The organism is Streptomyces sp. NPDC001093, from assembly GCF_040298985.1.
Lineage (GTDB): Bacteria > Actinomycetota > Actinomycetes > Streptomycetales > Streptomycetaceae > Streptomyces.
The window spans coordinates 1-12,736 of record NZ_JBEPBF010000091.1 but is presented as its reverse complement, the minus strand read 5'-3'; the positions used below and the strand labels follow the sequence as shown (position 1 = coordinate 12,736).

Sequence of the window (12,736 nt, the reverse complement as noted above, 5' to 3'; positions counted from 1 at the left end):
GAGACCGAGCGATGTTCCGCCGTACGTTCTGGTTCACCACCGGTGTCGCCGCCGGTGTGTGGGCGACCACCAAGGTCAACCGCAAGCTCAGGCAGCTGACCCCGGAGAGCCTCGCCGCGACGGCGGCGAACAAGGCCCTGGAGACCGGTCACCGCCTGAAGGACCGCGCGGTGGGCTTCGCGCTCGACGTCCGCGACAACATGGCCCAGCGGGAGGCGGAGCTGGAGGAGGCCCTCGGGATCCACGAGAACCCCGAACTCCCCACACCGAGGCGGCAAGCCGCCATCGAGGCCAACCGCAGCAACGACAGCAGCACACCGACGTACATCGAAACGTCGTTTTCTTCGCAAGCGAAGCACTCGTACAACCGGAATGAGGACCACTGATGGAGTCGGCCGAGATTCGCCGCCGCTGGCTGAGCTTCTTCGAGGAGCGCGGGCACACCGTCGTCCCTTCGGCGTCGCTCATCGCGGACGACCCGACTCTGCTCCTCGTCCCCGCCGGCATGGTGCCCTTCAAGCCCTACTTCCTGGGCGAGGTCAAGCCCCCGTTCCCGCGCGCCACCAGCGTGCAGAAGTGCGTGCGCACGCCCGACATCGAAGAGGTCGGCAAGACCACGCGTCACGGCACGTTCTTCCAGATGTGCGGCAACTTCTCCTTCGGCGACTACTTCAAGGAAGGCGCCATCAAGTACGCCTGGGAGCTGCTCACCAGCCCCCAGGACAAGGGCGGTTACGGCCTCGACCCCGAGCGCCTGTGGATCACGGTCTACAAGGACGACGACGAGGCCGAGCAGATCTGGCACGAGGTCGTCGGCGTGCCCAAGGAGCGCATCCAGCGCCTGGGCATGAAGGACAACTTCTGGTCCATGGGCGTCCCCGGCCCGTGCGGCCCCTGCTCCGAGATCAACTACGACCGCGGCCCCGAGTTCGGCGTCGAGGGCGGCCCCGCCGTCAACGACGAGCGGTACGTGGAGATCTGGAACCTCGTCTTCATGCAGTACGAGCGCGGCGAGGGCATCGGCAAGGACAACTTCGAGATCCTCGGGGACCTGCCGAGCAAGAACATCGACACGGGCCTCGGTCTGGAGCGGCTCGCCATGATTCTGCAGGGCGTGCAGAACATGTACGAGATCGACACCTCCATGGCCGTGATCAACAAGGCCACCGAGCTGACCGGCGTCCGCTACGGCGACGCCCACGACTCGGACGTCTCCCTCCGCGTCGTCACCGACCACATGCGCACCGCCACCATGCTCATCGGCGACGGCGTCACCCCGGGCAACGAGGGCCGCGGCTACGTCCTGCGCCGCATCATGCGCCGAGCCATCCGCAACATGCGCCTGCTGGGCGCCACCGGTCCGGTCGTCAAGGACCTCCTCGACACCGTGATCCAGATGATGGGTCAGCAGTACCCCGAGCTGGTCACCGACCGCGAGCGCATCGAGAAGGTCGCCATCGCGGAGGAGAACGCCTTCCTCAAGACGCTGAAGGCCGGCACCAACATCCTCGACACCGCCGTCACCGAGACCAAGCAGGCCGGTGGCACGGTCCTGGCCGGCGACAAGGCCTTCCTGCTCCACGACACCTGGGGCTTCCCGATCGACCTCACCCTCGAGATGGCCGCCGAACAGGGCCTGAGCGTGGACGAGGAAGGCTTCCGCCGCCTGATGAAGGAGCAGCGGGAGCGCGCCAAGGCCGACGCCCAGGCCAAGAAGACCGGCCACGCCGACATGGGCGCCTACCGCGAGATCGCCGACACCGCCGGCGAGACCGACTTCATCGGTTACGCGGACACCGAGGGTGAGTCCACGATCGTCGGCATCCTCGTCGACGGCGTGTCCTCCCCGGCCGCCACCGAGGGCGACGAGGTCGAGATCGTCCTCGACCGCACCCCGTTCTACGCCGAGGGCGGCGGTCAGATCGGCGACACCGGCCGCATCAAGGCCGACTCCGGTGCCGTCATCGAGATCCGCGACTGCCAGAAGCCGGTCCCGGGTGTGTACGTCCACAAGGGCGTCGTCCAGGTCGGCGAGGTGACCGTCGGCGCCAAGGCCCACGCCTCGATCGACGCCCGCCGCCGCAAGGCCATCGCCCGCGCCCACTCGGCCACCCACCTGACCCACCAGGCCCTGCGCGACGCCCTCGGCCCGACGGCCGCCCAGGCCGGTTCCGAGAACCAGCCCGGCCGCTTCCGCTTCGACTTCGGCTCCCCGTCCGCCGTGCCGACGGCCGTGATGACCGACGTCGAGCAGAAGATCAACGAGGTGCTCGCCCGCGACCTCGACGTGCACGCCGAGATCATGGGCATCGACGAGGCCAAGAAGCAGGGCGCCATCGCCGAGTTCGGCGAGAAGTACGGCGAGCGGGTCCGTGTGGTGACCATCGGCGACTTCTCCAAGGAGCTGTGCGGCGGCACGCACGTGCACAACACCGCCCAGCTGGGCCTGGTGAAGCTGCTCGGCGAGTCCTCCATCGGCTCCGGCGTCCGTCGTATCGAGGCCCTGGTCGGCGTGGACGCCTACACCTTCCTCGCCCGCGAGCACACGGTCGTCAACCAGCTGACCGAGCTGCTCAAGGGCCGCCCGGAGGAGCTGCCCGAGAAGGTCTCCTCGATGCTCGGCAAGCTGAAGGACGCCGAGAAGGAGATCGAGAAGTTCCGCGCCGAGAAGGTGCTCCAGGCCGCCGCCGGTCTCGCCGAGTCCGCCAAGGACGTGCGCGGCGTGGCCGTCGTCACCGGCCAGGTCCCGGACGGCACCACGCCCGACGACCTGCGCAGGCTGGTCCTCGACGTGCGCGGCCGCATCCAGGGCGGACGTGCCGCGGTCGTGGCCCTCTTCACCGTCAGCAACGGCAAGCCGCTGACGGTCATCGCCACCAACGAGGCCGCCCGCGAGCGCGGCCTCAAGGCCGGTGACCTGGTCCGCACCGCCGCCAAGACCCTCGGCGGCGGCGGTGGCGGCAAGCCGGACGTGGCCCAGGGCGGCGGCCAGAACCCCGCCGCCGTCGGCGAGGCCGTCGACGCCGTCGAGCGTCTCGTCGCCGACACGGCCAAGTGACGGCGAGATCGACGGCGAAGAAGACGGCGACGTAAGGAAACGGTCGGAAATGCGCAGAGGACGTCGACTTGCGATCGACGTCGGGGACGCCCGGATCGGGGTCGCGTCGTGCGACCCCGATGGGATCCTCGCCACACCGGTGGAGACCGTCCCCGGCCGGGACATCCCCGCCGCCCACCGCCGGTTGCGTCAACTGGTGGAGGAGTACGAGCCGATCGAGGTCGTCGTCGGACTCCCTCGCTCCCTCAAGGGCGGCGAGGGACCGGCCGCCGTCAAGGTCCGCGCATTCGCCCAGGAGCTGGCCAAAGGCATCAAGCCGGTGTCGGTACGCCTGGTGGACGAGCGGATGACGACCGTGACGGCCACTCAGGGCCTGCGCGCCTCCGGCGTGAAATCGAAGAAGGGCCGCGCGGTCATCGACCAGGCGGCCGCCGTCATCATCCTCCAGCAGGCCCTCGAATCCGAACGAGTGTCAGGTAAAGCACCCGGCGAGGGCGTCGAAGTGGTCATCTGATCGCGATACGGTAACGTTCCGCGCGATGTGCCGGTGTTCGAACAGTAGGCGCACAGCAAGAGGCGGAACGGAAGCGGGCCCACCGGCCGCGTGACCGGTCGGCCTCGCGGCTCTAGGGGATCGATGACTGAGTATGGCCGGGGCCCAGGCCCCGAACCGTGGCATCCGCAGGACCCGTTGTACGGGGACGGCGGATGGGAAGGGCAGCAGGCCCACATCGGCCGGCAGCCTGCCTACGGCGGCCAGCCACAGCAGCAGTACCCGCAGCAGCCGCAGTACGGAGACTGGAGCCAGCAGCAGTACTCCGGGTACGGCCACGAGCAGTACCCGTACTACGACGAACAGGCCCATCAGCAGTACGCCGGTCAGACCCAGCAGCAGTACCAGCAGCAGGGCGGCTGGAACGCGGCCGACTCCCATGGCCAGATGCCGTACGCCCCCGATCCCGGTGACCCGTACGGCCAGCAGCCCATGGCCTACGGCGGGGAGCAGCCCGACTTCTACGGCACCGAGGACGCCTACCCGCCGCCGGTGCCGCCCGGCCACAGGCGCCCCGAGCCGGAACCCGAAACCGAGGCCGTTCCCGACGAGGAGGAGGAGCAGCACCCCTTCTTCACGGGCGGCGGCGATGACGATGACGACGAGGAGCACGAGCTCGAGAGCCGCCGTGACCGGCGAGGCGGCAAGAAGCCCACCAAGAAGGGCAAGAAACGGCGCAACGGCTGCGCCTGCATGGTCGTCGTCCTGGTCTTCGGCGGCGGCATCGGCACGGCGGGCTACTTCGGCTACAAGTTCTACCAAAATCGTTTCGCCCCGGCGCCCGACTACACGGGCGACGGGATCAACGAGACGGTGACCGTCGAGATCCCCAAGGGCGCGGGCGGCTGGGACATCGGCAACCGCTTGAAACAGGCCGGGGTCGTCAAGAGCGCCGAAGCCTTCGTACACGCGCAGAACACGATCCCCGGCGGTGACAGCATCCAGGCCGGCGCGTATCTCCTGAAGAAGGAGATGTCCGCCGCCAGCGCCGTGAAAATGATGATGGACCCGAAGAGCCAGAACGTCGTCATGGTGACTCCGGGCGAACGGAATGCCGGCGTCTACCAGGCGATCGACAAGAAGCTCGCACTCTCCGCCGGCACCACCGAAAAGGTCGCCAGGCAGGAGTACAAGGCCCTCGGTCTGCCCGCCTGGGCGCAGAACACGGCGAACAGCGGCGAGATCAAGGACCCGCTGGAGGGCTTCCTCTTCCCGGGCAACTATCCCGCCGCCAAGGGCATGAAGCCCGACGCGATCCTGAAGCAGATGGTCGCCGAGGCGAAGTCCAAGTACGACGCCTACGGTCTCACCTCGAAGGCCCGGGCGCTGGGCCTGAACAACGCGTTCGAGCTGGTCACGGTCGCGAGCCTGGTGCAGGCGGAGGGCAAGACGAACGACGACTTCCGCAAGATGGCGGAAGTGGTCTACAACCGTCTCAAGCCCACCAATACCGAGACGAACCAGCTGCTGCAGTTCGACTCGACGTACAACTACCTCAAGGGCACCAGTAACATCCATATCTCCCTCAAGGAGATCAACAGCAACCCCAGCCCGTACAACACCTACCGGCACAAGGGGCTCCCGCCCGGCCCGATCGGCAATCCCGGCGCGGACGCGATCATGGCGGCCCTGAACCCGACGCACGACGGGTGGTTGTATTTCGTGGCGACCGACGGAGTGAACAACACCGAATTCGCCAAGACCCTCGCCGAATTCCAGCGCCTCAAGGACAAGTTCAATGCCACCTCGGGCAACTGACGCCCGCCGGGCCGCCGTGCTCGGTAAGCCCATCGCCCACTCCCTGTCCCCGGTGCTGCACCGGGCCGCGTACGACGAGCTCGGGCTCACCGGGTGGTCGTACGAGCGTTTCGAGGTGGACGAGGCCGGGCTGCCCGGCTTCTTCGAGAAGCTGGGGCCGGAGTGGGCGGGACTGTCGCTGACCATGCCGCTGAAGCGGGCGGTCATCCCGCTGGTGGACGAGATCAGCGAGACGGCCGCCTCCGTCGACGCGGTCAACACCGTCGTCCTCACCGAGGACGGCCGCCGCCTCGGCGACAACACCGACATCCCGGGCATCGTGGCCGCGCTGCGCGAGCACGGCATCGAGGAGGTCGACTCCGCGGCGATCCTCGGCGCCGGTGCCACCGCCTCCTCCGCGCTCGCCGCCCTCGCCCGGATCTGCACCGGCGAGGTCGTCGCCTACGTCCGCAGCGAGGCCCGCGCCGCCGAGATGCGCCAGTGGGGCGAGCGGCTCGACGTGGAGGTGCGTACGGCGGACTGGGCGGACGCAGAGCGGGCACTGCGCGCCCCGCTGGTGATCGCCACCACGCCCGCCGGCACCACCGACGCCCTCGCCGCCGCCGTGCCCGAGCGCCCCGCCACCCTCTTCGACGTGCTCTACGACCCCTGGCCCACCGAGCTGGCGGCCCGCTGGTCCATGTTCGGTGGCGCCGTGGTCAGCGGCCTCGACCTGCTGGTCCACCAGGCCGTCCTGCAGGTCCAGCAGATGACCGGCCGGTCCCCGGCACCCCTGGAGGCCATGCGCCGCGCCGGCGAGAAGGCACTCGCCGCCCGCTGATCGCCGCGCCACGTCCGCCTTGTGGACCGGCGACCGGATTCCGGCCCCGGACGTGGGAGGATCGGAGGTGGCGGGCCGGGGTCGCGCACCCGGTCATGCCGTCGCCGTACGCGAGGACGCGTGTACGCCGGGCAGTACCGGGCGCGAACACTGAGGAGCACCGTTGAGCAGGCTGCGTTGGCTGACCGCGGGGGAGTCCCACGGTCCCGCACTTGTCGCGACGCTGGAGGGGCTTCCCGCCGGCGTGCCGATCACCACGGAGATGGTGGCGGACCACCTGGCGCGGCGGCGGCTCGGCTACGGCCGCGGTGCGCGGATGAAGTTCGAGCGGGACGAGGTCACCTTCCTGGGTGGTGTCCGGCACGGTCTGACGCTGGGCTCCCCGGTCGCGATCATGGTGGGCAACACCGAGTGGCCGAAGTGGGAACAGGTCATGGCGGCCGACCCGGTCGACCCGGAGATCCTCGCGGGTCTGGCCCGCAACGCCCCGCTGACCCGGCCGCGGCCCGGTCACGCCGACCTGGCCGGCATGCAGAAGTACGGCTTCGACGAGGCCCGCCCGATCCTGGAGCGCGCATCCGCCCGCGAGACGGCCGCCAGGGTGGCCCTCGGCGCGGTCGCCCGCTCCTACCTGAAGGAGACGGCCGGCATCGAGATCGTCTCCCACGTGGTCGAGCTGTGCTCCGTGAAGGCCCCGCAGGGTGTGTACCCCACGCCGGCCGACGTCGAGAAGCTGGACGCCGACCCGCTGCGCTGCCTGGACGCGGACGCCTCGAAGGCGATGGTCGCGGAGGTCGACCAGGCCCACAAGGACGGCGACACGCTCGGCGGCGTGGTCGAGGTGCTGGCGTACGGGGTGCCGGTCGGTCTCGGTTCGCACGTGCACTGGGACCGCAAGCTGGACGCCCGTCTCGCCGGTGCCCTGATGGGCATCCAGGCGATCAAGGGCGTCGAGATCGGTGACGGCTTCGAGCTGGCCCGGGTGCCCGGCTCCAAGGCGCACGACGAGATCGTCAACACGCCCGAGGGCATCAAGCGCGTCTCCGGCCACGCCGGCGGCACCGAGGGCGGCCTGAGCACCGGCGAGCTGCTGCGGGTGCGGGCCGCGATGAAGCCCATCGCGACCGTGCCGCGCGCCCTGAAGACGGTGGACGTCACCACCGGCGAGGCCACTCAGGCCCACCACCAGCGCTCCGACGTCTCCGCCGTGCCCGCCGCGGGCATCGTCGCCGAGGCGATGGTCGCGCTCGTCCTGGCGGACGCGGTCGCCGAGAAGTTCGGCGGCGACTCGGTGGCCGAGACCCGGCGCAACGTGCGGTCGTACCTCGACAACCTGCGGATCCGGTGAGCGCCGTGCCCGCCGTCGTACTGGTCGGCCCGATGGGCGTCGGCAAGTCCACCGTCGGCCGGCTGCTCGCCGAGCGCCTCGGGCTCGGCTACCGGGACACCGATGAGGACATCGTCGCCCACGAGGGCCGCACCATCGCCGAGATCTTCGTCGACGAGGGCGAGCCCGCCTTCCGCGCGCTCGAGAAGCGGGCCGTGCACACGGCACTCGCCGAGCACGAGGGCGTCCTCGCGCTCGGCGGCGGGGCCGTCCTGGACGCCGACACGCGCGCGCTGCTGGCCGGGCACCGGGTGGTCTACCTCTCCATGGACGTGGAGGAGGCCGTCAAGCGCACCGGTCTGAACGTGGCGCGTCCGCTGCTCGCGGTCAATCCGCGCAGGCAGTGGCGTGAGCTGATGGAGGCCCGGCGGCATCTGTACGAGGAGGTTGCCACCGCCGTGGTGGCGACGGACGGCCGTAGCCCCGAAGAGGTCACCCGAGCAGCGCTGGACGCACTGGAGTTGAAGGAAGCATGAGCGAGGCAGTCACCCGGATCCAGGTCGCCGGCAGCGCGGGCACCGACCCCTACGAGGTGCTGGTCGGGCGCCAACTGCTCGGCGAGCTGGGCGGGTTGATCGGTTCCAGGGCCAGGCGGGTCGCGGTGATCCATCCCGAGGCGCTGGCCGGGACCGGGGATGCGCTGCGCGCCGACCTGGGCGAGCAGGGCTATGAGGCGGTCGCCATCCAGGTGCCCAATGCGGAGGAGGCCAAGACCGCCGAGGTGGCCGCCTACTGCTGGAAGGCGCTGGGTCAGTCGGGTTTCACGCGCACGGACGTCGTGGTGGGTGTGGGTGGCGGTGCGACGACGGACCTGGCCGGGTTCGTGGCCGCGACCTGGTTGCGCGGGGTGCGCTGGATCGCCGTGCCGACCACGGTGCTGGCCATGGTGGACGCGGCGGTCGGCGGCAAGACCGGCATCAACACCGCCGAGGGCAAGAACCTCGTCGGTGCCTTCCATCCGCCGGCCGGTGTCCTGTGCGACCTGGCCGCGCTGGACTCCCTGCCGGTCCACGACTACGTCTCCGGGCTCGCCGAGGTGATCAAGGCCGGCTTCATCGCCGACCCGGTGATCCTGGACCTGATCGAGTCGGACCCGCAGGGTGCGCGGACTCCGGCGGGCCCGCACACGGCCGAGCTGATCGAGCGCTCGATCCGGGTGAAGGCGGAGGTGGTCTCGTCGGACCTGAAGGAGTCGGGTCTGCGGGAGATCCTCAACTACGGTCACACGCTGGGCCACGCGATCGAGAAGAACGAGCGCTACACGTGGCGGCACGGTGCGGCGGTCGCGGTCGGGATGCATTTCGCCGCCGAACTGGGCCGTCTGGCGGGCCGGTTGGACGACGCGACCGCGGACCGTCACCGTACGGTCCTGGAAGCGGTCGGGCTGCCGCTGCACTACCGCTACGACCAGTGGCCCAAGCTGCTGCAGACGATGAAGATCGACAAGAAGTCCCGCGGCGACCTGCTCCGCTTCATCGTCCTCGACGGCCTGGCCAAGCCGACCGTCCTGGAGGGCCCGGACCCGGCCGTCCTGCTCGCCGCCTACGGCGAAGTGGGCCAGTAAGTCCTGCGCTGTTCCGTCCGCCCGATTCCCTGCCTCGACTTCCTTTGCGGAACGGGCACTTCGGGCCGCCCCCGGCCGTTTCACCAAACGACGGCGGGGGACGGTACCGTTCGGTAGGCAGCGGGGTCAGCCCCGCTGCCAGCACGAACTGCTTGTACGAGACGGAGTGGCAACGGATGCAGCACGCAGTGGGGTCTCCGCTGCCGCCGCCCCACCAGCCGGGGCAGGTGCCGCACGCCGGCTGGGCGTCGGCCGCACACCACCCGGGCCCGCACCCGGGAGCCTCCCAGGGGCCCGCCCCCGTGCCCCCTCCGCCGGGCTTCCCGGCCCCCACCGGCACCGTCCCGCCGACGCCCCCGCAACCGCCCGCGCCTCAGCCCCCACCCCCGCAGCCCGCCGCTCCCCAGCCCCCTGCGCCCCAGCCCGCTGTGCTGCCGGCCCCTGATACCACCGGTCACGTCCCGCTGCCACCCGGCGGGCCCGTCGGGGTGCCTATGGCGCCCCCGGCTCCCGCCGCGGCGCCCGACCCGGCGTCGACCACGCTGGCCGTGCTGCTGATCGGCCCGGCCGGCGCGGGCAAGACGAGCGTGGCCAAGTACTGGGCGGACCACCGCCGCGTGCCCACCGCGCACATCAGCCTGGACGACGTCCGTGAATGGGTCCGCTCCGGCTTCGCCGACCCCCAGTCCGGCTGGAACGACAACTCCGAGGCCCAGTACCGCCTGGCCCGCCGCACCTGCGGTTTCGCCGCCCGCAACTTCCTCGCCAACGGCATCTCCTGCATCCTGGACGACGCGGTCTTCCCGGACCGCCCGGTCGTCGGTCTCGGCGGCTGGAAGCGCCACGTCGGCCCCGGCCTGCTGCCCGTCGTCCTCCTGCCCGGCCTGGACATCGTCCTGGAACGCAACGCCGAACGCACCGGCAACCGCCGCCTCACCGACGAGGAGGTGGCCCGCATCCACGGCCGCATGGCGGGCTGGTACGGCTCGGGACTCCCGATCATCGACAACTCCCAGCTGGACATCCCCGGGACGGCCCGCGTTCTGGACGAGGTCCTGGCGAGAGCGATAGCGAGCCCACCGAGCTGGTGAGCCGGGGAACTGCAGTGCCGTATGAGGCGCGGGAACCCGCGACGCACCCGCACCCGGCGATCCACGGCAGCCACCCCACGCAAACCCCACTCGGCCCCTAAAAACCGGCATAAACCGGTCAATACTCCTACGCTCATCTCATGTCAGAGGTGTACGCGACCCGCAGATCCCGGCTGAGAGACCACTTCACCGCGGCCGGCACCGCGGCAGCGCTCGTCACCCGTCCAGCCAACGTGCGCTACCTCGCCGCCGCAGCCCCGCAGGGCTCCGCGCTGCTGCTCGGCAGACGCGAGGACCTCCTCGTATGCATCGGCCAGCCCGACGACCGCCCCTCCGAGGGCCGCCTGGACGAGAACCTGCGCCTGCACGTCCTCGCGCCGAACGGCGTCGGCCGGGCCGTCGGTGCCGGCGGCGACGCCGCGGTCGCGGCGGCCGAACTGGCCGTGGCCCAGTCCGCCGACTCCCTGGCCGTCGAGGAACACCACCTCACCGTCGCCCGGCACAGGGCGATCGCCTCCGGGGCCCCCGCACTCCGCCTCGGCGACCTCGGCGGAGCCGTGGAGCAGCTCAGGGTGGTCAAGGACGAGGAGGAGATCTCCTGCCTGCGCATCGGCGCCGAGATCGCCGACCAGGCCCTCGGAGAGCTGCTCGAGTCCATCCTGGTCGGCCGTACCGAACGGCACCTCGCCCTGGAGCTGGAGCGCCGGCTCGTCGACCACGGCGCCGACGGGCCGGCTTTTCCCACCTCGGTCGCCACCGGGCCGAACTCCGGCCGCCGCGGGCACCGCCCCACCGACCGGCGGGTGGAGGAGGGCGACTTCCTCACCGTGTGCCTGGGCGCGACCTACCGCGGCTACCGCTGCGAGATCGGCCGTACCTTCGTGATCGGCACCTCGCCCGCCGACTGGCAGGTCGAGCTGTACGACCTGGTCTTCGCCGCCCAGCGCGCCGGACGGGAGTCCCTGGCGCCCGGTGCCGGCTACGGCGATGTGGACCGCGCGGCCCGCCAGGTACTGGACTCGGCCGGCTATGCGGAAGCCCTGCCACCGCTGACCGGACACGGTGTCGGACTCGAAATCGACGAGGACCCGCAGTTGGCGCCCGCGGCCATGGGTAAACTGGACGCTTGCGTGCCGGTCACCGTCGAACCGGGGGTCCACCTCCCGGGCCGGGGCGGTGTCCGGATCGATGACACGCTCGTCGTGCGCCCCGAGGCGGACGGCGGACCCGAGCTACTCACCATCACGACCAAGGAACTGCTCGCGCTGTAGCGCGTGACCCGGGGTCGTACGTCAGTCCAGGAGATTCCGCAACCGTGGCTTCCACGAACGACCTCAAGAACGGCATGGTGCTCAAGCTCGAAGGCGGCCAGCTCTGGTCCGTCGTCGAGTTCCAGCACGTCAAGCCCGGCAAGGGCCCGGCCTTCGTGCGCACCAAGCTGAAGAACGTGCTGTCCGGCAAGGTGGTCGACAAGACCTTCAACGCCGGCGTCAAGGTCGAGACCGCCACTGTCGACAAGCGCGACATGCAGTTCTCGTACATGGACGGCGAGTACTTCGTCTTCATGGACATGGAGACCTACGACCAGCTGCACATCGACCGGAAGGCCGTCGGCGACGCCGCGAACTTCCTGATCGAGGGCTTCACCGCCACCGTCGCGCAGCACGAGGGCGAGGTTCTCTTCGTCGAGCTGCCCGCCGCGGTCGAGCTGACCATCGCCGAGACCGAGCCGGGCGTCCAGGGCGACCGCTCCACCGGTGGCACCAAGCCCGCCACCCTGGAGACCGGCCACCAGATCCAGGTCCCGCTCTTCATCACCACCGGTGAGAAGATCAAGGTCGACACCCGCACCAGCGACTACCTCGGCCGGGTGAACAGCTAACCGTGGCTGCCCGCAACACGGCCCGCAAGCGCGCCTTCCAGATCCTCTTCGAGGGCGACCAGCGCGGCGCCGACGTCCTGACGGTCCTCGCGGACTGGATCCGGCTGTCCCGGTCCGACACCCGGCAGCCGCCGGTCAGCGAGTACACGATGCAGCTGGTCGAGGGTTACGCCGGGCACGCGCGGCGGATCGACGAGCTGATCGCCCAGTACGCGGTCGGCTGGACGCTCGACCGGATGCCGGTCGTGGACCGCAACATCCTGCGGCTGGGCGCGTACGAGCTGATCTGGGTCGACGAGACCCCGGACGCCGTCGTCCTGGACGAGATGGTGCAGCTGGCGAAGGAGTTCTCCACCGACGAGTCGCCGTCGTTCGTGAACGGCCTGCTGGGCCGCCTGAAGGAACTCAAGCCGTCCCTGCGCCGGGACCAGGCGTAACCGCCCGATACGCCATCGCCGGAGGGCCCGCAGCACGCTCGTGCTGCGGGTCCTCCGGCTTTCCTGGGATGACCGTGAAAACGCCGCCGGGGGGGGGGGGACCGCCAGGGGGCCGCCACCCCCGCGGGGCGGTTGTGGGGGGGTTGTGGGGGGGGCTTCGCCGGGTGGGGGGGGGGCCCGGCGCGG

The 12,736-nt window shown here is 70.5% G+C and carries 12 protein-coding genes; all 12 read left to right on the top strand.

Translation table 11 applies throughout. The features are described 5' to 3' along the window. Positions 1-11 precede the first annotated feature (11 nt). The 12 genes from ABT288_RS33795 (at position 12) to nusB (ending at position 12,550) form a co-directional block, all read left to right on the top strand. Positions 12-386, top strand: a complete 375-nt coding sequence (locus ABT288_RS33795) for a hypothetical protein (protein WP_351616056.1) — start codon at positions 12-14, stop codon at positions 384-386. After that, on the top strand, positions 386-3,058 hold the full coding sequence (gene alaS / locus ABT288_RS33790) for an alanine--tRNA ligase (RefSeq protein WP_351616054.1): 2,673 nt from the start codon (positions 386-388) through the stop codon (positions 3,056-3,058). Before ABT288_RS33795 ends, alaS begins: the two co-directional genes overlap by 1 nt. A 49-nt stretch (positions 3,059-3,107) precedes the next feature. Continuing rightward, the gene (gene ruvX, locus ABT288_RS33785; RefSeq protein ID WP_351616051.1) at positions 3,108-3,572 is read left to right on the top strand and encodes a Holliday junction resolvase RuvX; all 465 of its coding nucleotides are present in this window, start codon (positions 3,108-3,110) and stop codon (positions 3,570-3,572) included. Positions 3,573-3,695: 123 nt separating this feature from the next. Continuing rightward, complete coding sequence (gene mltG / locus ABT288_RS33780) at positions 3,696-5,369, top strand: endolytic transglycosylase MltG (RefSeq protein WP_351616048.1); 1,674 nt, start codon at positions 3,696-3,698, stop codon at positions 5,367-5,369. Beyond that, complete coding sequence (locus ABT288_RS33775; RefSeq protein ID WP_351616045.1) at positions 5,350-6,189, top strand: shikimate dehydrogenase; 840 nt, start codon at positions 5,350-5,352, stop codon at positions 6,187-6,189. The genes mltG and ABT288_RS33775 overlap by 20 nt, the downstream gene beginning before the upstream one ends. Positions 6,190-6,352: 163 nt before the next feature. Then, positions 6,353-7,537 (top strand): chorismate synthase, encoded by a 1,185-nt coding sequence (gene aroC / locus ABT288_RS33770; protein ID WP_351616042.1) that lies wholly within the window; start codon positions 6,353-6,355, stop codon positions 7,535-7,537. 32 nt (positions 7,538-7,569) lie between these two features. Beyond that, entirely contained in the window at positions 7,570-8,052 is a 483-nt protein-coding gene (locus tag ABT288_RS33765; protein ID WP_351616115.1) for a shikimate kinase, read from the top strand. Then, positions 8,049-9,140, top strand: coding sequence for a 3-dehydroquinate synthase (gene aroB, locus ABT288_RS33760; RefSeq protein WP_351616039.1), 1,092 nt, complete (start codon positions 8,049-8,051; stop codon positions 9,138-9,140). The genes ABT288_RS33765 and aroB overlap by 4 nt, the downstream gene beginning before the upstream one ends. A 176-nt stretch (positions 9,141-9,316) precedes the next feature. Beyond that, complete coding sequence (locus ABT288_RS33755) at positions 9,317-10,231, top strand: Pro-rich N-terminal domain-containing protein (protein ID WP_351616038.1); 915 nt, start codon at positions 9,317-9,319, stop codon at positions 10,229-10,231. 140 nt (positions 10,232-10,371) lie between these two features. After that, positions 10,372-11,502, top strand: a complete 1,131-nt coding sequence (locus tag ABT288_RS33750; RefSeq protein ID WP_351616036.1) for a M24 family metallopeptidase — start codon at positions 10,372-10,374, stop codon at positions 11,500-11,502. Between the two features lie 44 nt (positions 11,503-11,546). Further along, a complete protein-coding gene (gene efp / locus ABT288_RS33745; RefSeq protein WP_208901946.1) occupies positions 11,547-12,113 on the top strand; it encodes an elongation factor P in 567 nt (188 codons plus the stop codon). A 2-nt stretch (positions 12,114-12,115) separates the two neighbouring features. After that, a complete protein-coding gene (gene nusB, locus ABT288_RS33740) occupies positions 12,116-12,550 on the top strand; it encodes a transcription antitermination factor NusB (RefSeq protein ID WP_351616033.1) in 435 nt (144 codons plus the stop codon). The last annotated feature ends 186 nt before the right edge of the window (positions 12,551-12,736 follow it).

Coding starts and splice junctions, on each gene's coding strand:
- ABT288_RS33795 (WP_351616056.1), top strand. CDS start 12: ATGTTCCGCCGTACGTTCTGGTTCACCACCGGTGTCGCCGCCGGTGTG.
- alaS (WP_351616054.1), top strand. CDS start 386: ATGGAGTCGGCCGAGATTCGCCGCCGCTGGCTGAGCTTCTTCGAGGAG.
- ruvX (WP_351616051.1), top strand. CDS start 3,108: ATGCGCAGAGGACGTCGACTTGCGATCGACGTCGGGGACGCCCGGATC.
- mltG (WP_351616048.1), top strand. CDS start 3,696: ATGACTGAGTATGGCCGGGGCCCAGGCCCCGAACCGTGGCATCCGCAG.
- ABT288_RS33775 (WP_351616045.1), top strand. CDS start 5,350: ATGCCACCTCGGGCAACTGACGCCCGCCGGGCCGCCGTGCTCGGTAAG.
- ABT288_RS33765 (WP_351616115.1), top strand. CDS start 7,570: ATGGGCGTCGGCAAGTCCACCGTCGGCCGGCTGCTCGCCGAGCGCCTC.
- aroB (WP_351616039.1), top strand. CDS start 8,049: ATGAGCGAGGCAGTCACCCGGATCCAGGTCGCCGGCAGCGCGGGCACC.
- ABT288_RS33755 (WP_351616038.1), top strand. CDS start 9,317: ATGCAGCACGCAGTGGGGTCTCCGCTGCCGCCGCCCCACCAGCCGGGG.
- ABT288_RS33750 (WP_351616036.1), top strand. CDS start 10,372: ATGTCAGAGGTGTACGCGACCCGCAGATCCCGGCTGAGAGACCACTTC.